Consider the following 20,671-nt stretch of genomic DNA (forward strand, 5'->3'; position numbering starts at 1 on the left):
ACCCTTCGCCAAGGTCACCGATCGCGACCTTGGCCCCGCTGCCTGTCTCAACATTCGGTGGCCCGCCATCGGACCTAGCGACAAGCTGTTTCACCGTTGCCGCGAAGACGGCCGTACCATCAGTGTCGAATCGAGACGCCGGCGGCCAGATAATTTCTACCCGCGGCTTTGGTGGAACAACAGACCTGCCTAGGTAAGACCTTAAGTCCGCAATATCATCATTCCGTGTGTCGGGGCTGTCCCGCAGAAGCACCCGATAAACCCACCACCCACGGTGCTCCTTCCGCTCTGCAATCTTGAGTGCGGATGGAGAGGGTTCAGGGAACGGACGTTGGGAGACATAGAAATACTCCTCGCCGAGCTCCAGCGCCGCGTCCGGGTTCTCGAGCACTCCACCGTTCATCACCGTTCGGAAGTAGTTCCCAGACAGTCGAAATTGGCTGAAGACATCTTCTAACCGCATCTCTATCGCGAGGTCCGGCGGACTTGTCTTGACCATCGCCGGAGGTTCGCGCAGAGGAATTGAGACGAGCACCGTGCGTGTCAGTTCCTCACCAACTAGCGTGCGCTTCCCACTCGACGAGGTGATGGTTAGCTTAGATGCATACCCATCGGGAAACTTGGGCAAACGAAACCGCAAGTTGAGGGAGGCAAGCTCCCCATCCACCCAGATGAGCGCTGGAGCTCCGAAGCCAGACGGTGCTAGATGCCGAGGCTGTGAACCTGAAGCTCCGACTTGGCCACCTATTCTTGGGTCGTAGAGCTCACACTCCCTATTGGAATTTCCGCTGTAGTGAGCAAAGTGAGGGCGGTTATAGGCGCCACTTCGGTGATAGACGGCTGCTTTGCAAACAGGGCATCGCAAGGCATACCCGTAGGCCTCCGGGGTGCCCGCTCTGACGTGTTCTCCAACGGTGTCAGTCGCCCATTCCATAGGACGTCCGCTCAACAGCCTTGCGAATTGGCCTTCCATGAATCGAATCCAATAGATCAGAGGCGTGCCAGTCGAGGTATCGACTGTCTCGCTCAGCTCTCGGGATGACCCATCGATTTAGTGCCGCGGTCGAGGCCTCACGAACAGTCGGAAGGCCGCCATATAGAATCCGTTTCCCATCGCCCCGAAGCAACGCCTCCGCGTTGCTCGCAATCTTGCAAAGGAATACTTCTCTGACAAACCCATGCCGAGCGAGCTTTGTATCCATCCCAAGCCGCTCGAGTGCGCGTCGTATGACGCGAATACGCCAGTTTGGGCCGCACCCGAATTCGAAGCCAGTTGCGTATTCATCTTGAGCATATTCAAGGTACGCGCGGAGTTCATCAAAAACTCGACCAGAGAAATGGAAGTGCCCCCATCCCGATGTGAAGCCGATTGATTCGAAGATCTTCCGACCTTGCAGTTGAAGGCGGTTGTAGATAGATGAACGCCCTAGGGCGGAGGTGGTGGTTACTGCCAGCAATCTTGCGTGCTTCCTCTCCCCGGAGATCAAACCTACGGAGTCGCCATACCTGTCATCGAACGCATCGACAACCTCTCGAGATCTGATCAGCGATGCGACCAACTTTCCACCAAGAAGGTGACTATAAGGTGGTATAGCACCGAGGACGTAGGCGTCCATCAGGTTAACGAGCGCCGCAGATCGTCGATTGTGATCCCAACCGATCACCGCATCCCGCGCCGCTTGGTTGAATACCGCATCGCCGAGAGCAAATATTCCGATCAGCTTGTCGTGCGCTCGATCCCATACAAGGAACCGCATGCGTCTACCGTAGCCATCGGAGACTGGCACCTGCCAATAGAGAGACGCCATGCGGAACAAGTCAGACTGCCATGTCCCACTTTTGACCAGTACCAATTCTGGGCGGATCGCGTTTGGCTTGATCTCTGCACCGTTTGCGAACCACCGTATCAACGCATCCTGACGCTTCTCCAACCAGGCCAAGTTCGAGGTGAGCTTCTCTTCCCTCTGCCCACGGTGGAAGCGTCGATACGCATCCTTGTCGAGACTCGGCGGTTGTAGACGCCCCTCCGCATCTCGGTGGAAGCCCAGATCATGCAGATGATGTCGAACAAGGCGCTTGAGTTGCGCCTCCCTTGCATCTAGACCGATGACTTTTCCCTTGCTCATTTCATTTCCGCAAAGGCGCTAGGCAGATCCCGTGCCAGTTCGTACGGGGTGAATGTAAGCACTGTCAGACCATCGGCAAGTACCGTCGTCGAATCGCAGGCACGCAACGAGGGACAGGCGGCTAACCGAAACCTTCTGCCACCGTGCGACACCGTTGTCCCGCTCTGTTCCTGGGACGTGTCCCAGCCCGCCAGTTTGACCATCTCGACAAGTGGCGCAAGAACCGATGACTGAACCTTTTCAGGAAACGGAGCTGGAACAAATCCTTCCTCGATGTACCGGGCCAAGGCTGCTCCGAGCTCGCGATCCAAGTCTCCATGACTGAAGCGGTTCCCATAGTGACGCAAACAATTTTCGCACGACGCCTGGCAATTGCAGCTAGTCAACAGGGCTTTGGCGCTCTCAAACACCTTGGCGAAGGAGTCACCAGCTTGCAGTGCATAGCCCGCACCACCAGCTAGCGTGTCGTAGATGAAGATGTCGGCGAAGTCTGACACCCCATCGTTGCCAAACCGGTAGCCTGCGCTGACTTCGTGTAGATCGATATCGAGCACGCGCCCAATGGATAGGGTGAGCGCTTCGCAAAGCGTTTGCAGCGCATCTTCCATCGGCTTTCTATCGCGGCGTGACAGCATGCCAAACCGCAAAGGCTGCGAGAGGTCGATTCGAAGGAGCAACACATCCGACGTAAAGCCATAGCCAAGGAATACTTGCTCGAACTCACCGTCACACTGTTGCGGCACCGGCGCCCCAGTCGACCGAATGTAGTAGTCACGCTTATGAGGGCCTTGCTGTTGACCATCGGCCAGCACCTTTCCACATTTCTTACATACGCAGAAACCAGGTTCCGTCGAATCCGGGTCACCTTCATTCACAACGATGAGCCATTGCTTGCGGCGCGGGACGAGGCCGCCATACCGCCCGAATGGCCTAGTTTCAATCTTCCGATCCGCCTCAGGAAGCGGCAACTGTGCTTGAGTGACCCGGCTGAAAACCTGGTCTTGGTATTCGTCGATTTCCCTTCGCCCGCTCGGAAACACCATCTCTGGACGAATCACCGTCATGGTGCGGAGCGCTTCAGCCCCACACTGTGGGCACTTTCGCTCGCCGTCGTCTCCCGAGATGAAGCCAGCCGTGTAGGAGCACTGCGTACAATGGCGATAGACCTTGCTTTGATCAAACAAGGCGGCTGCACGATCAACTTCGGTATCAAGACCCGATGCTGCCACTGTGCCGATGCGATAGGTCTTCTTGTTGACAACGAGCAGACGGCCCGGGGCATACTCCGAAAGTGCTACGTTCAAGCTTTGTTGCGCTTGCTCGACAATGCGAAAACCCTCGCCTGGAGCCCACGCCTGAATTTGGAACGAGCAAAGGTCCGTGGGGAATGCGTATGACGGAAGCAGCCCACGAGCGAACAGGAATTCAATGAAGCTCGACTCGAGACCCTCTTTGGAGGTCGGCGTCTTCTGTTCCAGTTCTGCGATCATTGACTCAGCAACCTGCATGGCATCCCGTCCAATTGGCAGCCACCGCTGCGCCCGAGCCAGCGACTCTTTCCCATCGGTAGAGCTTCGCACCCAACGCTTGAACGCGTCAAACGCGGTCGGCGCGTTTGAATGAAAGAAATTCCAGGTGTCACCGAGAGCGGTATAGATGTCGCCCGTGCCGGAGCCCGCAGCCAACGGACGGAAGAAATCCTGTAGAAGCTGAGCCAGGAGGTGTCGATCAGCGATCCGGGTATTCGATGTATCCAGCACGGGCTTTGGTGGGTCGCCTGCCAGAATTTTGTCCGGATTCCGGAAGTAGTAGGCGTCATGCGCACCAGATTGGGCGTACGTCACGACCGTCGAGACTGCCGATCCGCGCCTGCCGGCACGCCCTGCTCGTTGCTGGTAGTTTTGTCGCATCGGAGGAACGTTGCGCATCGATACCGCAATCAGTGAGCCGATGTCGATACCCACTTCCATGGTAGTCGTGCAGCTCAATACATCGACCGCGCGCTCGCCGGATCGAAGAATGTCGCGAAACTGGCGCTCAAAGATTTCAGTTGTCGGGGCCGGGTTGTCTGCATCCTTGTACGACAATTGTGCACTGTGCTCCTGGACATCTATGTTCATAGGCGAGAGTGACCCAGCCATCACCTTGGCAACCGGATCCCTCCAAAAGCCCTTGCGCGCCCTCAAGTAGCTGGTCGTATCGGGAATGATCAATGTTGCGTCGGGGCTAATGCAATTCGGACAACAACCGAAAATGAGCATGGGCGACACTGTTTTGCATCGGGGGCACTGCGCCCAATGCGCATCAAGAGCCGGCCGCAGAATCAAGTGCGACGGTCTTAGGTACAGAGAGCCGTCGGGCTTGGTCTCGCACAGGTTCTTCGCCAGGCAGTCGACAACCTGGTCAACGTTCAAACCCTTTGATTTAAGAAATTCCTTCTGCCGCTGAGAGAGCCCATCAGCGGCCACAGAAGCTTTGAGGGGGTACCGCGACGCCTGGCCGCGGACACCATCTGGGATGTCTTTTCCGAACGCGAAACGTGTAAGCAGCCGTTGGATCCAAGCCACCGCGATGGCCTCAACCTCGGCTGGGGGTACCTGCGGTAGGTCTGCAAGAATCTTTGCATATACAGGCTTGGGGGAAGGTGCTACGTAACCCAGCGTTAGTGCACTTACCGAGTAGAACGGTGTTCCAAGCTGCTTGAGAAGTACTGCCCAGTAACTCGGGGGAGGCGACAGACTGCTGTCCCTCAATTGCTCGTCGACATCACCGCCAAAAAAGCGGACGAAGCTATCCAAGTCGTTCTCAAGGTTGATCCGATCATCGCCGTCGAAGAACCGAAGATTGTGGTCAAGGAGACACTTGAGGAACGCCACATACAGAGTGTCATTCAAGCGCGGATGCCGACCTATGTTCTGCAGCACCTGCGTAGCCAAGAAGATCGTCTGCCGAAACACATCGAGTTCGATCTCCCTCGGGATGTCACGTGCAAGCCGTGCCGCCTTCTGGCGACCGTCTGAAAAGACGATTGTCTTCCGACCACCATTAGGCGCTTGCGGCGTTTGGAGTTGGGTAATCGGTTGGGTCGCAACCTGAGCCCGAATGATATGCGCGAAGGGGGCTTCACCTTTCGTCGCGAGATCCATCGCCAGTGGCGCATCAGGCCTGATTCTCTGGTCGCATGCCGGACAATCTCCTTTGAAGCTCAAGACTATCCGCCCATGGTCGCGGGTTACCGTATCGGGACGAAGCAACGCAAGGTACTGACCTTTCTCGGCCCCAGCAGGAGGCTCCGGAACCAGTTGCCCGGTTGGTGTATGTAGCCAGACCAACGTACCTTGAACAGTCGCAATTTCAGCCTCGGGAACCACATAGAACTGCGACTCCAGAAGTTTGGTTTCGGTCCATGTACCGTTTGAAGCTTGATGCCAGAGAAAGTCCCCATCTGCGCCTTGCATGTAGGCGCGTAGATAGCTTGCTCCGCAAGATCTGTGAGTCAGTAGCTCGTAGACACGCGATCCACACTCGCACCGAAGCGTTTCTGAAGGATGCAATCTCCCAAGCAAGTGCGGCTTTGCGGTGTGGTCGTTCCCGCACACGGCGTTCGTGCATACGAACAACCCTGGAAGACCACGGAAGAAAAGATGAGACCGGATTGGGCAGAAGGGACGGCTCTTTCTAATGTCTTTAGCGAAAGCCATGAGGGCTAACAACGACTCTATGGCTGAAAGCCTCCCATCTTCATATGGAAAGGCAATTTCCGCGCACTCCGTTAGTGTCGCCGGTGTGTTCGTGAGCCTCTCGGATACCAGCGCGGCAACCGGAAGACGCTCGAGGATCTCAAAGGCATACTGCTGGAGACTCTCAAGCTCCAACGAAGGGGCTTCATGCGAGAGTCCAAACGCCCCTGCGAACGATGTGAGCGCTGCCCGCGCCTCGGCGAGGCTCGTTGACGCCTGGAGGATAAGCGAGATGTCGAATGCTGCTAGCGCTCTTTGAGTCAGCCCATCCGCAGGAGTACCGCCCGTTCGGCGATTGATGTCTCCGGTGATGAGTTCGAACCTGGACGGCTCGCCCGCTGTCAGCTTGGCGGCAAACTCCTTAATGTCCGACCTAGCTTCATCTGACGATCCAAGACTTGCACTGGTGAGTATGAAGCGGATCCTGTTGCGCGACACGCCAAGCCGGGACTGTAGTCTACGCAGCAGATAGGCAACTTCTGCGCCTCCAGAACCTCGATACATATGAGCTTCGTCTAGGACGATAGTCAATTGGTTCTCTTCATCCGAAGCTAGCCATTCCGCCGTTTGCTGGAAGATCGGCGCCTCCAGCGGACGGAGCATCATGTATTCCAACATTGAGTAGTTGGTAACCAGCAGATCCGGGGCGTGATCCTGCATCTCATGCCGTGTCATGAGCTCGGCATCGCATGGCCCGGTCTTCAGGTTCGACTCTTTAAAGGCTTCCAGATCCTTGGCAGGCCACTTGCCCTCGGTTTTCAGGCGCGTTCGATAGTCATCGGTCATACCATCGAAGTAGAGCTTGTCGATCTCCCCCACAACGCGAACCTTGTCCTTCCGCGATGTACGCTGTCCCGGGTAAGGTGATCGGCTCGTATACATGCCGAACGTGGCACCGTGCGTGTTAGTTCCCTGCAACGCCGCCTTGACCACCGGATTTCCGAATAGACGACGGAGGCGACCCAGTTGGTCGTTCACCAGCGCATTCATCGGATAAAGGAGAATGGCTCGGACACCACGCTTTGACCACGAATCTGGCCTCTTCGTCGACTCGATCGACAGATTGCATAGAATGGGCATGAGGAAGCTCTCCGTCTTACCCGAGCCTGTTCCTGTTGCAACGATCAAGTCCCTGCCTGCGATGAAGTGCTCAACTGCCCTGCACTGATGCGAATAGGCAATCTTGGGTATACCTGTACCGGCTTCGCCAGCTGCGCAGTCGAGAATCGACTTCGCTTCCTTCGGAATAGCCAGTTCCGAGTAGGGGTTCCCCTCCGCATATTGCGGGGTGGCTTCAAGTCTCGGCTCTTGGTATGTGGTTCCAACCCGGTCAAAGATCCGATCGCGCTCGCTGATTAGCCACTCGTCCCAAATGTGGTACTGGGCACTCAAATACTGATGGAAGGTCTCCAAAAGCATCTTGTGCACCGAGTGGACGGAGTAGTTCGATTGAGTCACTGTCGTGTCTCCAAGGCACATCCAAGTAGTGCAAGCCTCGCGCAAAACGCCTGTGCCAGCTTGGGAGAAATGCGATATGTGGTTGATTGACCAGCCCGGACAATCTCTCTCGACACGAGCAGCGCAAGTCGAAATTCCTCAATAGGCAAACGCTCACCTACCGTGACTTCAACAATTTTTTCGTCGAGCCGTGCGACAGCTCTGATGGGCGTTCCCACCTCGCGAGCAATGGCGAACAGCAATCTCGTGATTGGGATATCAATGGGGGCCTCCGTAGCGATGCCTCCCCTTCCCAAGCTCGCTGAAAAGTAGCGTTTACGTCCGTGACGCAGCTGCCTGCAGATCGCGATTTGCCCAGCGGCTAGCGTCCCGACGACCCTATCGGACCATTGAAAAAGGCTCCGACCCGTCGTACCCGGTGAGATCAGGTTCAAATACGTCACGTCTGTGAGATTTGACGTCCTAGCCTCCGCACGCGTGTGCGCCGCCATAAAGGTAGCAACGGTTGTCGATGGATCCTGAGTCGCGAGGTCCATCCAGCCGCCCAGACTTTGATGTGGGAAGCGGTTGGCAACGTCCGGTGCCAAAAGCCGGCCGAGGCCCTCCATCCTTATCTCACCAAGAAACCCATGGACATTTGGAGTTGCCCCGATGAACACGAACTCATCTTCTATTTCAACGACTCGGTAAGGCGCAGGAAGCCAATAGCCACCGTGAAGTGGCTCGGCCTCACGCAGAAGTTGGATCAGCCTCAACCCGCCCCTGTACAACTCAGTTGCCCCGAGCCTCTTGAAAGATCGATGGATCCGCGAGACGTGGACGGGGGCGAAGCTCCCGTCTTCTTGTGTTGAGAGGCTGCAGAGGGTTCCGCGCGCGAACTCTACGAGTGACGCGCGATCCTGCTCTCTGGGAGCCAGCAACCAATCGAGAGGAATCGATTGGGAGGCTGCGCATTGAATTTGGCTCTGCATGTGCGCGACTAGCTAGATGGAACTAGGTGGATCTGGCTAGTCCTCGGCACGCGCGCATCACAACCGGCGGGCGCAAGAGCGGCGCCCAAGACAACTATCCATTTCATTGCTCCCCCTATCACGCGCCCCCTTGGCACAGGGTGAGGATACTGCGCTTTGCCCCACTCATTGAAGGGCACCCGGTCATCGGCCCGCGCCTGATCGCACACCGTGGACCTGCAGCAGGACTGACTATCGCCGGATAGAGCCTAACTCACTGAGCGCACTCAGATTACGCACCCCGGATGGCGTGGACTGTAGGTGCCACCCTTCAATCTCCGAAGGCGTTGTCACCGTGCTCCAGTGTAGCCACCACACGGGATGTGTCACCTGGCGACGTCCGTTCTACTACGGGTCACAAGGATGAGCGGCATGGCCAATGAGTCAGATAACGCTCTATCTGAAGTCTCGGCTTCGTACATCCAGACTGCTCAGCAGCGGCGTCAGACCGAACCACACCCAGAAAGAATGCAACGCGTTCAAATCCGATGCCGTAGCTCCTCCCTGACGTGGGCCATCAACGTCTCGAACTTGTTGGGCTGGGTCGCACGAATTCCGCTGAGAACGTCTGCCATCTGGGCCGGGCTGACCAGCCCGAGCTCCACCTCCGACGGCCTCGGTGGGTGGGGCAAGTCGATGCCGGCGCGAGGGATGTTCTTGGCAACGGCCTGTGCGGCCTGCACCGTGGCCTTGCGCTCCTGCACAAAGAAGCTTTCCGGCACGTACGTCAGCAAGCAGTCCATCGGCACCTCCGCCGCTGTCTCCATGATGTTTGGACTGGCGACGAACTGCTCCTCCAGGACAACACACATCACGAGGCTTCGCGCCGTGCTGACGACCTGTAGAGATACCGTGAGGTCATCCTCCGTCCAGTCCACCAAGTACCGAACCTGAACGCGCTCAACCCGCTCCTCCCTGGCGCTCCAACTCGGGTCACGCTGTTCGTACACCCCCAAGGTCCAGGGCTGGCTCGTCAAGTCGACCGCAGATCGCTTCAGTACGTCGCTGGCCGCCGAGTCTGCGCCGAAGTCTGGGTTGGACATGACGGCCGCACCCGGCTTCGAGGCCAGGCCCGACGTCTCCACGGCCTGAACAATCTGGTGGAGGCGGGACAGCTCTGAGGGCTCCGCGATCATCGCAGCGCTCAAGTCGTCCGCCACGGGGACGAACCAGTTGTACGTGTGCGCCTTCAAGGTGGCGACTTGCTCCAGCGGGCGAATCGGCGCCTCGCGAGGGCTGGCAGTCCAATCTTGAAGGACGGCCGTGTCAAGCGCCGCCCCTGCGCGCAGGATGGATAGGTACATGAACCCCGTTCGCTCGCGTGGAGTCGCAGGGTCCACTGGCTGGGTGTATTCGTGTTCGTAGCCGGGCCTGAAGTAGTCGGTATAGCTCATGCCATCGGGCAATGTGCGCAGCACGAGACGATACTGCAACTGCTCGCCTCGCTTAATGGGCTGCGTCTTGAATCGCACGCTCGCCCAGCAGTCGCGCGTTCGCTCGAGTCCTTCGCCCTCGACCTGTGCCAAATCCAAGATCCAGTGGCTCGTCACAGGTACCCTCTTGTCAGTGACATTCAAATACGTCAGCAAAGGTGGGCGCGCCAGTTGGACGGATTCGCTTTGCGTCGGCTCGGTGCTGAGGTGCCGGCACAGCGCAGCGAGCTGCACCAACTGCACGTACCCGGACATGCTAAGCAGCCGCGCGAAGGAGTCTGCCGCCTGGGCATTGGCAGCAGCCACGCAATGCTCGAGGTTAATGATGCCGTAATACTCGCCTCCGAACTGTTGCTGGATGTCGCTGGCAGGAGGCGACCAGCCAAAGTCCATGCAGCCGGCAACGGTCGTCGGCGCACGGGCGGGGTCAGCCAACTCGGCGTTGATGTAGGTGTCGTTGTGTATCAGGACATCGAGTGCGCCAACCGCCCATCGGGTGCTGCGGACAAACGCCGGCGCTGAGCCAGACAGCACGACCTCGTCCCACCGAAGATTGACTCCTGCGAAGTCTTCCAGCTGATGGATGGTTTGAGCCAAGCTGTTGTTGCGCATTTCAGCAGCGAGCCCATCGAGCTTCCTTGCATACTCTCGGAGGTGGTCACGAAACACGCCCGTGCTTCGATACTCGGGGCTCACGATGCGCATGTCTACTAGAAGTCGGTTTGTGGCCTCGAGGACGAAGGGCACCATGGGGCGCGTGTCGGCCATACTGAGTCTAAAAAGGCAGGGGACGGGGCCAGCCTGAGGTGGCCCGGCTTTTTCGGACACGTTAATTAAGCACTCATGGCCTCGTCATCGACACTGGCCGGCGTTCGATAGCCGAGTGTCTGATGCAGCCGCTTGCGGTTATAGAAGCCTTCGATGTAGCTGACGATCGCCATCCTGGCCGCGTCGCGCGTGGCAAAGGCTTGGCCGTGAGTGAGCTCGTTCTTCAAGGTCGAGAAGAAGCTCTCCGCACAGGCGTTGTCGTAACAGTCGCCGTGGCGGCTCATGCTTGGTAACAGGCCATGCGCAGCCATCAGCCGCCGGTAGTTGCCCGAGCTGTACAGCACGCCGCGATCGGTGTGGTGGATGAGACCCGCAGGAGGCTGCCGATGGGTGATGGCCATGCGCAGTGCCGCCGAGACAAGCGGCTCGTCGTTGCGATCGGATAGCGCCCAACCGACCACCTTGCGTGAGCACAGATCGATCAGCACAGCGAGGTACAGCCAGCCAGCCCGGGTGCTGATGAAGGTCACGTCGCCTACCCAGCACTGGTTCGGGTGTTCGGCCTGGAAGTGCCTCCGCACCAGATCCGGCGCCGTGCGCTTGTGGCGGCGAGCGTAGTGCGTGACCTTGAAGCGCCGTCGCCGGCGCGCCTCGATGCCGCACTCGCGCCTTACTCGAGCGACGCGGTGGCGACCGCACGCAATGCCTTCGGCTACCAGTGTCTTCCACACCTTGCGTGCGCCATAGGCTTCGCGCGAGGTGGCGTGGATACGCCGGACGTGGGCAGCGAGGCCCATGTCGTCGCGACGGTGCGCACTGGGCTCTCGACGGCACCAGGCGTAGTAGCCGCTGCGGCTGGTCGACAGGGCGCGGCACATGCCAGCCAGCGAGAACTGATCAGCGTGACGGCGCATGAAGTCGTACTTCATGGCAGCTCCTTGGCGAAGTACGTCGCCGCTTTTTTTAAAATGTCCCGCTCCTCCGTGACGCGGGCCAGCTCGCGCTTGAGACGCACGATCTCAGAGTGCTGGCCGGCCTTGCGCCCGGAGCCGGGGAAGGACGTCTCACCCGAGCGGGCGAGCTGGGCCTTCCACTTGTAGAGCTGGTTCCGGCGGATCCCCAAATCGATTGCCAGCTCCGACGCTGGGCGCTCGCCAGCATCGAGAAGGCGTACCGCCTCGCGCTTGAACTCCGCCGTGAATCGCTGCCGCTTGACCATCTGACACCTCCCGGGGGATTGTCCCCGTTCAAAGGTGTCCGTCAAACCCGGGCCAGCTCAGCCTCTGTTATGTTGAAGAGCCGGTTCTGAATCCACTGCCAATGCGTGGACCGGTTGTCGTCCAGAAGGCAAAACCACGCCGAGGGATCGAACATGACCGAAATCAGAGAAAGATTGCCCTCGACAGATCGTCGCTTGTCGTGTTGCTCGACTAGGAAATCTTGCAGTGTCAAATTGTTTCGCCGGTCCTCGAATGTGGCGATTTCCTCGTGCAGCGTGTTGCTGGGGCCTCGCAGTTCGGCGACCCGCGTGAGGAGGTCGATTTGCGATGCCGCTACCGCCTCCCCCTTAAGCTGGTCAAACCGCTGCTGAATCAAGGTTTGCAGTGGATCGGGGCCCCGGTTGAAGATGCCGAGCAGTTCCCCAATTTGAAAGGCCGTTCCGACCACGCCCGCGACCGAGGAGACGATGCCTGCGAAATCGCCGACCGCCTTGAAGATGTCCAGCCCCAGCTTGTACCCCTTCGGGCCGCCCCACACGCGCAAGTCCAGCAGCACCTCCTTGCTCTTCGCGAACCCGTCGAACGCAGCTTTGGCATCGTTTGCGGCGTTCTTGATTTTCGCCGTGGTGTCAGCCGCCAATGTCCAGGTGGTAGAGTAAACGGGCGTTCCTGCAGGTGGCGGCCCGGGCAGCACATTGCCAGACGCGTCCACGAAGACTCCACCGACCAACTCGAACACAAACGGTGTATTCGCCATGGCGCGGGCCCTTGCTGTTGGGTGCCCGCCGATTGGAGCACTCCCGGTGCCGCGTGTCCACATCAAGAAAGTGGATGCGGAGCGTATACCTCGTATGCACTGAGGGCCACGGCAACGATACAACTGACCTCTTGATTAGCGACCAACTTCAGCCACACAAATGACGTTCGCCGGGGCTGGAGTTCAAACGCCAGCGGCGCGCAGCAGGCGAGCGAAGATGGAGCGCAGATTGAAGCGACGGTTGAATCGATACTGGGCCTCGGCGAGGTCACGGTGGGCGTACTTGGCGAAATCGAAGGCGTGATAGGTGCCATTCAACGAGCGCTTGAGGTTGCCCAGGTACGTGTTGACCGCTTTGAACTGCTGCAGTTTGGTGCTGGCCTTGCCGCCGCCGGTGACCACGCGCTAGTAGTTGGCCCGACGATTTGCACGGTGCCGAAACTCCACAGACCGTCGGAGATGACGGTGGCCGACGGCGCGATCGAGCGTGCGGCAAACACCGACGCCTCCTCAACTGTGAGCGGCTGCTGATGCAGGCACACGAACTGCGGCTGGGCGTCGGACGTGGTCTACACCGCGGCGACGGAACGTCACCTTGTTCTCCGAGTCCCGCCAGGTCTTGCCGCCCGAGCGCTCCCCCGCCCAGGTAGGCGTCGTCAATCTCCACTCGGCCATTGAGTTGGCGATCGTCTTCACGCACGCGCATGACCTCCATGAGCTTGTGCTTGACGAGCCAGGCGGTCTTGTAGCAAACCGCCCAGGTGGAGCATGAGTTCGAGCGCGGCGACGTTGTTTTTGGATTGGGTGAGCAGATGCATGGCCAGGAACCAACGCGACAGCCCCAGCTTGGTCGCTTCGAAGATCGTGCCGCTGATGACGCTGCACTGGTGGCGACACGCTGTGCACTGGAAGTACAGCCGCCCCTCGCGCCGAAACGAACTTCTGTGCCTACAGCCGCAGGCCGGGCAGGCAAACCCGGCAGGCCATCGCGACTCGATCAGCGCCGCCTCGCACTTGTCATCGTTGCCGTAGCGGTCCATGAACTCGGCCATCGGAAGGCCAGGTTGAAATTGCACTCGGTTCATCTTTATGGTTCACCGCCCGTGGCGGCCAATCCATCTTCATCCGTCGGTAGCTCACCAGGTGAGCCTGCTGAAGCTCGTCGCTAATCAAGACTGACCTTGATGTCGATCCGCTGTCGCTCTGAACGTCCGGTATCAGGCGGCCAGTTCCAGCTCACCGCCTTCCGCTTAGGGTCGATTTGAGCCTCTTCAATAAGTCGCCAACCAGCGACCAGCTCACTCGTCCGACCGACCTACCCGAGCGCTACGCACTAGTTGTGCGTCAAACACTGCAAGAATGACGCGCCAAATTTTCTGAGAATGCAGACAACGTTGGACGGCGACCTGACAAGCAAGACGGCGAAAGCTTACAAGTTTCGAGGGGCAGGCCTCTGGAATCGCACGGCATGGCGAGGCAGACTGAACCTGTCGCGGAAGTCCTGGTGCCGCAAGGATGCCGACGCCCGACCAGGCCGCCACCCACCAGGGGTGGCCTGTTCTATTTGGGTTTCTTCCGTGCCCCAGCGTTCTTGCGCTTTGCCTTCGCTTCGGCCGACCGCTTGCGGTTCGGACCATGGGCTACGACAACCTGGGCAATTCAAGGCCTCCATCAAGTCCCGAATACTTGCACGCCGCTATTGCAGAGCTCATCAAACGGCACATCTGGCGCCAAAAATCTCATGCTGAGAGGTAGGTCGAGCTGTAGCGCCTCTGACTTGATGGCCAGCGTGGCCAGCTGAAGGAGGCGCTCCTGGTGTGCCTTCGCCACCACGACGGTAAGAAGCAAGAATATCTCCGCACGCTCATCCTGACGGTGCACCTCAGCCAAGAAGGCCGCCCTGACCGTTGCTTCCCGCTCAAACAGGCGGCGTAGGACAGCGTTCAGTCCAGCTGTCGATATGGAAGGCGGCCCTGTGAGTACCTTCGTCTCCTCAGCTATCTCGTCTTTGGTGAAGAAGCCAAGCGGCCTTCCTTCCAAGAGAGCATCGATTTCAGGGGGATAGAGCGTGACCTTGTCCAAGTTCGGGTTGAGCATCAGTGTGGCACCACGTGTCAGCTTGAAAAGGTGTCGGCCAGACATCGCCACGGTGAGGGCTGCCCCGCCCACGGCAGCTGCCTCGGATTGTTCCTTGTCGCTAAAAAAGGGCAACACGGTCTGCCCGTTGTCGGGACGCACGAACTGTATGAAGCGCATCACACCCTCCGGCGGACTCTCCACCGGCACATGAGCGTAAACCGTCGCATCAAGCAACGCTTTGAAGACCGCCTCCTGAGCGTCTTCAGAGTTTGCTCCCAGTGGTGTAGTCCGTGCAGCAGCCAACAATTTCGCAAGCGCGTTGTTCGCCATCTTTGCCATTAGATTGAACCTGCTTGATCACTTCCCCGGTGGGTGATGTCGGGGTAGGGTTGACGGTAATGGCCAAGACTGCAGGAACGCTTCCTAGCCTAGGATTTCGATGGCGCCGCGCCGAACTGTACGCACTTGACGCATTGCATCCTCAGCATTGGGCGAAGCCCCGCTCGCCAACTCCGGCCCGCGCTTGGGTTGAGGTGGTATAGCCTACCAATCACCGATGGGCCAGCCGTTGTGCACTGATGGGGGCTGTTGGTCTCCGGATCATCTGTCACCCGTTCCAGCGGCCCCTCTATTGCTAAGGATCTAATCAACGGATCGCCTCACGCTAAGTGTTCGGAGCTCGCATGCTGTCCGTCTGTTTACTCGTGGGTTGCACTTCCTGATCCTATAGGCCGCGCCCTATCTAAGGCATTCTCAGAGACCGGGACATCCCAGTAATCTTCACCGAGTCGGCTGGTCCATATAAATGTGCTGGCGAAGGTGCTCATGGGCACAGAAGAGTGACGGCTGAATTGCTTGACTGGACTTCCGCCGAAGTTCGCACGATCGGAGTTCAAGCAGATCGAGTTGACGAGTTCACGCTCTGCGGTGCCGGCAGAACCTGCACCGTTTCGCATAAACCAAGAGGCCAAGTGCTTCGCTGCGGACCACATCAATGCGCAACCCTGACCGATGGAATGTTGAGCAAGGACCGTAGGAAGTGCTGCGGCAGCCGGCCGTGCCAGCGCCGGGTTGAGATTGTGCGCCGCCAGCGCGTGTTCACCGAATGCCAAGCATTCCCCAATGGCTAGCGACTCCCACGTTTGCAAAATGACTTCACGTGAGCGCGCCGTCGACTCGAATGTATCCATGCAGGCACGAATCTGTTGCGGCAGACTCCTGCCATGACAAATCCTTGCAGTCTGTACTTGAGGTGCATGCTTCCGCCTCTAGGCTGATCATTGAATGCGACACGATTCAAGGTCCAGCTTAGATGAATCATCAACGGCAAATGCAACCCAAAAACGTCCAATCATGACAAGCAAAAACCCCCGATTTCTCGGGGGCTTATAGACAAAAACGCAACAATTTCGCTCTAAGGTATGGGCTAGAACGGAATCTCGTCGTCCGCGAAGCCGCTGTCGGCTGGGGCCGGGGACTGGCGCGGCGGGTTGCCGTAGTCGCCGCCGCGCGACTGGCCGCCGCCCTGGCGCTGGCCGCCGCTCTGCGGACGTTCCCGCTGGAAGCCACCGCCACCGCCCGCGCCGCCTTCGCTGCCGCCGCCGAGCATCTGCATCTCGCTGGCGATGATGTCGGTCGAGTAGCGCTCGACGCCCTGCTTGTCCGTGTACTTGTCGGTGCGCAGCGAACCTTCGATATAGACCTGGCGGCCCTTCTTCAGGTACTCGCCGGCGATCTCGGCCAGCCGGCCGAACAGCTTCACGCGGTGCCACTCGGTGCGCTCCTGCTTCTCGCCGCTCTGCTTGTCGGTCCACGACTCGGAGGTGGCCAGGTTGAAGCTGCAGATCGCGGTGCCGCCGCCGGTGTGGCGCATTTCGGGATCCGCGCCCAGGTTGCCGACCAGGATGACTTTGTTGACGCCACGTGCCATGGGAATGTCCTCGTTGAGCCGGCCGCAAGTATGCGATGGGTTGCGGCCGGAGTGGTGGATCAGGCTGGCTATCATAACCGCGGGAAGGGCCGAGTCCAGACGCGGAAAACCTGAACCGCGGGTCGGCGCCGTCCGCTGCCGGCGGTCGGCGCCGAACGGCGGGCGCCGGGCGTTCAGTTCCCGATGAAGCGGTGGCCCACGCCGGGCTCGGTCTTCAGCCAGCGCGGGTTGGCCGGGTCGTCGCCCAGTTTCTGCCGCAGCTTGCCGATCACGATACGCAGGTATTGGCTGTCACTGGTATGCGTTGGCCCCCACACCTCGCGCAGCAGCTGCTGCTGGGTGACCACGCGGCCGGCGTGCCGCAGCAGCAGCGCCAGCACGGCGTATTCCTTGCGGGTCAATGCCAGCGGCGCGCCGTCCAGGCTCACCTCGCGCCGTGCCAGGTCGACGGCCAGATGGCCGTCGTCGTAACGCGGCGGATGTTCCGGCGCACCCGGCCGGTTGCGCAGCAGTGCCCGCAGCCGCGCCATCAGTTCCTGGATGCCGAACGGCTTGGTCATGTAGTCGTTGGCGCCGTGGTCCAGCGCGCTCACCTTCTCGCTCTCGGCGTTGCGCACCGACAGCATCAGCACCGGCAGCTGGCTCCACTGGCGCAGCTCGGCCAGCACCGCGTGGCCCTCCATGTCGGGCAGGCCGAGGTCGAGGATCACCAGGTCCGGCGACTGCGTGGCCGCCAGCGCCAGGCCCTCCGCGCCGGTGGCGGCCAGCAGCACCTCGTAGCCTTCGGCGCGCAGGCCGATGTCGAGGAAGCGGCGGATCTGCGGCTCGTCGTCGATCACCAGCACGCGGGGCGAGGCATTCATGGCGCACGGTCGGGAGGTGGGGGCAGCGGCAGGGTAATACGGATCGTGGTGCCGCCGCCGTCGCGCGGCAACGCCTCCACGCCGCCGCCGTGCGCGCCGATCATGCCGCGGCAGATCGCCAGGCCGAGGCCGGTGCCCTGGCTGGCGCGGTCGCCGCGCGACACCGAGTAGAACATGTCGAAGATCAGCGCCCGCTCCGCCTCCGGGATGCCGGGGCCGCGATCGCTGACGTCGATCAGCAACCGGTCGCCCTCGTTCCGAACCACCAGTTGCACCGCTTCGCCGGCGGGCGAGAAGCGCGCGGCGTTCTCCAGGATGTTGAACAGCGCCTGTTCGATCAACGCCGGGTGCACGAACAGCAGCAGCGTGTCGGACGGCAGCATGGTCTCCACCCGAAGCGTCGGAAACAGCTTGCACAGGCGACCGACCGCAGCGGCGGCGATCTCGGCGACATCGGTCCAGTCGCGGTTGAGCTTGAGCGTGCCGTGGCCGAGCCGGGTCATGTCGAGCAGGTTCTGGATATAGCAGTCCAGCCGCTGGCCCTCGCCCAGGATCGCCTCCAGCAACTCGCGGCGCTCGCCCGGCAACAGCTGCTCGCCGTAGCTGGCCAGCGTGTCTGCCGCGCCGATCATCGAGGCCAGCGGCGAGCGCAGGTCGTGCGATACGGACGACAGCAGCGCGTTGCGCAGACGCTCGGTCTCGCCCTGCACGCGGGCTCCCTCCAGTTCGTCGGCCAGGCGCGCGCGCTCCAGTGCTTGGCCGATGTCCTGCACCATCGCCAACGCCAGGCTGCGCTGGTCCTGGTCGGGCGCGCCGTTGTCCGCGGCAAGCCGCAGCGCGGCCACACCGAGCCGGTTCTCTTCGCTGCCGAACGGGAGCATCCAGTACGGCGCGGCATTGAGCGTGTCGGTATGGCGGCCAGCCTGCGCCGCGTGCCGCTCGCACCAGTCCGCGGCGGCCAGGTCCTGTGCCGACAGGGCCGCTTCGCGCGGGGCGAAGGCGGCCACCTGCAACTGGCCGCTGGCGTCGCGGGCAAGGATCGTTGCTTCGCCACGCAAGGCCTGCGCCAAGGCTGTAGCGCCCGCCTTGCGGATGCCCTCGGCGTCAGTGCTGGTGGCCAGCCGCTGGCCCAGCGCCAGCAGAGCACGCGACTGCACCTGGGTGGCACGCAACGACTCCACCTGGCTGGCCAGCCGCGTCGCCAGGTGGCTGCATACCAGCGCCACGATCAGGAACAGGCTGACCGCCAGCACATCGTCGAAATTCGCGATCGCCAGCGTGTAGCGCGGCGGCGCGAAGAAAAAGTTGTCGCCGAGGAAACACAGAATGGCGGTATAGACGGCCACCGCCATGCGCGTGCGCACCGCCACCGCCAGCACCGCGGTGAGGAAGATCAGCGACAGATTGGCCACCGACAGGTAGCGATCGGCGACAAACGACAGACCCAACGCGACCAGCGTGGCGAGCGTGGCGTAGGCGTATTCGCCGCGCGAGCCCCGCCCGCCGGCAAAGCGCAGCCGGCGCCGCGACGCCGCCCGCTCGCTCGGCGTGGCGATGATGGTCAGCTCCAGGTGCGCGCCGCGGCGCAGCAGCTGCTGGGTCAGCGAGCGGCCGACCATGCGCGCCAGCGGGCGCTCGCGGGTGCGCGCCAGCAGGATCTGGCCCACGCCCTCGCGGTCGGCATGCGCCAACAGTTCGTCGGCGATGGTCGCGCCGCGCAGCACCACGGTGTCGCCGCCGAGTCGGCGCGCCAGCCGCAGCGCCGCCTCCAGCCGCTCGCGCCGGGCCGGCTCCAGCCGTGCGCCGGTGTCGACGAAGGCTACGCCCCACGGCGCGCCGCGGCGCTCGGCGATGCGCCGCGCCACGCGCACCAGGTATTCGCTCTGTGCATGGCCGTCGATCGCCGCCAGCACGCGGCGGCGCACCGGCATCGTGCCGCCGCGCGCCAGCATCGACTCGCGCAGGTCGCTGTCGACGTGGCCGGCCATGGTGTCCATCGCCAGCTCGCGCAGCGCGCCCAGGTTGGTCGGCGAGAAGAACGCATCCAGCGCCGCCGCCGCGGTCTCCGGCACGTAGACCTTGCCCTGCTTCAGCCGCCCGATCAGCTCGCGCGGCGGCAGGTCGACCAGCACGATGTCGCGGGCGCGGTCGAGGAACGCATCCGGCACCCGCTCGCGCACGTTGACCCCGGTGATCCGGCGCACCTGGTCGTTGAGGCTTTCCAGGTGCTGCACGTTGAGCGCGGTGTAGACCTCGATGCCGGCGTCGAGCAGCTCGGCGATGTCCTGCCAGCGCCGCTCGTGCCGCCCGCCGGGCAGGTTGCTGTGGGCCAGTTCGTCCACCAGCAGCACGGCCGGTCGGCGCTCCAGCGCGGCATCCAGATCGAACTCCGTGAAATCGCGGCCCTGATAGTTCACCTTCCGGCGCGGCAGCACCTCCAGCCCTTCCAGCAGCGCCGCCGTCTCGGCGCGGCCGTGCGTCTCGACCAGGCCGACCACCACGTCCACGCCCTGCCGCTTCAGCTCGCGCGCGGCCGACAGCATGGCGTAGGTCTTGCCGACCCCCGCCGCGGCGCCGAGGAACACCTTCAGCCGCCGGCTGTCGCCGTGCGCCGTGCCGAGCAGGGCATCGGCGCGTGCTTCGCGGGAGGGTTCGCTCATGCCAGGGCCGGTCCGGGGAATGGCGCTACGGTAGCGCGATCAGCTGCCATGCGCCTGCGCCGCATCCAGCGCCAGGTTGAGTTGCAGCACGTTCACCCGCGGCTCGCCGAGCAGGCCGAACTGGCGGCCGCGGGTGCATGCGTTCACCAGCGCCTGCACCCGCGCAGGACTCAGCCCGCGCGCCCTTGCCACCCGCGCCAGCTGGTACTGCGCCGCGGCGGGACTGATCTCCGGGTCGAGCCCGCTGCCCGAGGCGGTGACCAGGTCCACCGGCACCGGTGCGCTGTTGCCCGGATCGGCCGCACGCAGCGCGGCGATGCGCTGCTTCACCGCCTCGGTCAGCGCCGGATTGGTCGGGCCCTGGTTGGAACCCGACGAGGCAATGGCGTTGTACGGGTTCGGCGCAGTGGCCGACGGCCGGCCCCAGAAGTATTTTGGCTCGGTGAACGACTGGCCGATCAGGGTCGAGCCGACCGGCCTGCCGTCCTTCACGATCAGGCTGCCCTTGGCCTGGCCCGGAAAGATCAGCTGGGCCAGCCCGGTGGCGGCGAGCGGATAGAGCACGCCGGTGATCGCGGTCATCAGCAACAACAGGGTGAAGGATTGGCGCAATAGTTTGCTCATGGG

11 protein-coding genes and 1 pseudogene are annotated in these 20,671 nt (G+C 61.3%); all 12 read right to left on the minus strand.

Annotated elements, in window-relative coordinates:
- Positions 1 to 917 precede the first annotated feature (917 nt).
- The gene (locus KK131_RS16105) at positions 918 to 2,126 is read right to left on the minus strand and encodes a Druantia anti-phage system protein DruA (RefSeq protein ID WP_214557728.1); all 1,209 of its coding nucleotides are present in this window, start codon (positions 2,124 to 2,126) and stop codon (positions 918 to 920) included.
- Positions 2,123 to 7,285: a DEAD/DEAH box helicase gene (locus KK131_RS16110; protein ID WP_214557729.1), complete on the minus strand. Its 5,163-nt coding sequence runs from the start codon at positions 7,283 to 7,285 to the stop codon at positions 2,123 to 2,125. The genes KK131_RS16105 and KK131_RS16110 overlap by 4 nt, the downstream gene beginning before the upstream one ends.
- A gap of 1,528 nt (positions 7,286 to 8,813) precedes the next feature.
- On the minus strand, positions 8,814 to 10,472 hold the full coding sequence (locus tag KK131_RS16115) for a hypothetical protein (RefSeq protein ID WP_214557730.1): 1,659 nt from the start codon (positions 10,470 to 10,472) through the stop codon (positions 8,814 to 8,816).
- A 128-nt stretch (positions 10,473 to 10,600) separates the two neighbouring features.
- Positions 10,601 to 11,464 carry an IS3 family transposase gene (locus KK131_RS16120; protein ID WP_214557731.1) on the minus strand — a complete coding sequence of 288 codons (864 nt, stop codon included), beginning with the start codon at positions 11,462 to 11,464 and terminating at the stop codon, positions 10,601 to 10,603.
- Positions 11,461 to 11,754 (minus strand): transposase, encoded by a 294-nt coding sequence (locus tag KK131_RS16125; protein ID WP_214557732.1) that lies wholly within the window; start codon positions 11,752 to 11,754, stop codon positions 11,461 to 11,463. Before KK131_RS16125 ends, KK131_RS16120 begins: the two co-directional genes overlap by 4 nt.
- Before the next feature lie 41 nt (positions 11,755 to 11,795).
- The gene (locus KK131_RS16130) at positions 11,796 to 12,512 is read right to left on the minus strand and encodes a hypothetical protein (protein WP_214557733.1); all 717 of its coding nucleotides are present in this window, start codon (positions 12,510 to 12,512) and stop codon (positions 11,796 to 11,798) included.
- Positions 12,513 to 12,695: 183 nt separating this feature from the next.
- Positions 12,696 to 13,603: pseudogene (locus KK131_RS16135) on the minus strand (IS1595 family transposase).
- A gap of 580 nt (positions 13,604 to 14,183) precedes the next feature.
- Positions 14,184 to 14,930, minus strand: coding sequence for an enhanced serine sensitivity protein SseB C-terminal domain-containing protein (locus tag KK131_RS16140; RefSeq protein WP_250887335.1), 747 nt, complete (start codon positions 14,928 to 14,930; stop codon positions 14,184 to 14,186).
- A 1,087-nt stretch (positions 14,931 to 16,017) separates the two neighbouring features.
- Entirely contained in the window at positions 16,018 to 16,521 is a 504-nt protein-coding gene (ssb, locus tag KK131_RS16145) for a single-stranded DNA-binding protein (RefSeq protein WP_214557734.1), read from the minus strand.
- Between the two features lie 173 nt (positions 16,522 to 16,694).
- The gene (locus tag KK131_RS16150; protein ID WP_214557735.1) at positions 16,695 to 17,384 is read right to left on the minus strand and encodes a response regulator transcription factor; all 690 of its coding nucleotides are present in this window, start codon (positions 17,382 to 17,384) and stop codon (positions 16,695 to 16,697) included.
- On the minus strand, positions 17,381 to 20,044 hold the full coding sequence (locus KK131_RS16155; RefSeq protein ID WP_214557736.1) for a sensor histidine kinase KdpD: 2,664 nt from the start codon (positions 20,042 to 20,044) through the stop codon (positions 17,381 to 17,383). The genes KK131_RS16150 and KK131_RS16155 overlap by 4 nt, the downstream gene beginning before the upstream one ends.
- Positions 20,045 to 20,083: 39 nt before the next feature.
- Entirely contained in the window at positions 20,084 to 20,668 is a 585-nt protein-coding gene (kdpC, locus tag KK131_RS16160; RefSeq protein WP_214557737.1) for a potassium-transporting ATPase subunit KdpC, read from the minus strand.
- Positions 20,669 to 20,671: the final 3 nt, after the last annotated feature.

Origin of the sequence: Rhodanobacter sp. LX-99 (assembly GCF_018599185.1) — a bacterium.
Taxonomy (GTDB): domain Bacteria; phylum Pseudomonadota; class Gammaproteobacteria; order Xanthomonadales; family Rhodanobacteraceae; genus Rhodanobacter.

Excerpts from the sequence above, each read along its gene's own strand:
- KK131_RS16120 (WP_214557731.1), bottom strand. The coding sequence starts at position 11,464 with ATGAAGTACGACTTCATGCGCCGTCACGCTGATCAGTTCTCGCTGGCT.
- KK131_RS16115 (WP_214557730.1), bottom strand. The coding sequence starts at position 10,472 with ATGCGCATCGTGAGCCCCGAGTATCGAAGCACGGGCGTGTTTCGTGAC.
- ssb (WP_214557734.1), bottom strand. The coding sequence starts at position 16,521 with ATGGCACGTGGCGTCAACAAAGTCATCCTGGTCGGCAACCTGGGCGCG.
- KK131_RS16155 (WP_214557736.1), bottom strand. The coding sequence starts at position 20,044 with ATGAGCGAACCCTCCCGCGAAGCACGCGCCGATGCCCTGCTCGGCACG.
- KK131_RS16110 (WP_214557729.1), bottom strand. The coding sequence starts at position 7,285 with ATGCTTTTGGAGACCTTCCATCAGTATTTGAGTGCCCAGTACCACATT.
- KK131_RS16140 (WP_250887335.1), bottom strand. The coding sequence starts at position 14,930 with ATGGCAAAGATGGCGAACAACGCGCTTGCGAAATTGTTGGCTGCTGCA.
- KK131_RS16150 (WP_214557735.1), bottom strand. The coding sequence starts at position 17,384 with ATGAATGCCTCGCCCCGCGTGCTGGTGATCGACGACGAGCCGCAGATC.
- KK131_RS16105 (WP_214557728.1), bottom strand. The coding sequence starts at position 2,126 with ATGAGCAAGGGAAAAGTCATCGGTCTAGATGCAAGGGAGGCGCAACTC.
- KK131_RS16125 (WP_214557732.1), bottom strand. The coding sequence starts at position 11,754 with ATGGTCAAGCGGCAGCGATTCACGGCGGAGTTCAAGCGCGAGGCGGTA.
- KK131_RS16130 (WP_214557733.1), bottom strand. The coding sequence starts at position 12,512 with ATGGCGAATACACCGTTTGTGTTCGAGTTGGTCGGTGGAGTCTTCGTG.
- kdpC (WP_214557737.1), bottom strand. The coding sequence starts at position 20,668 with ATGAGCAAACTATTGCGCCAATCCTTCACCCTGTTGTTGCTGATGACC.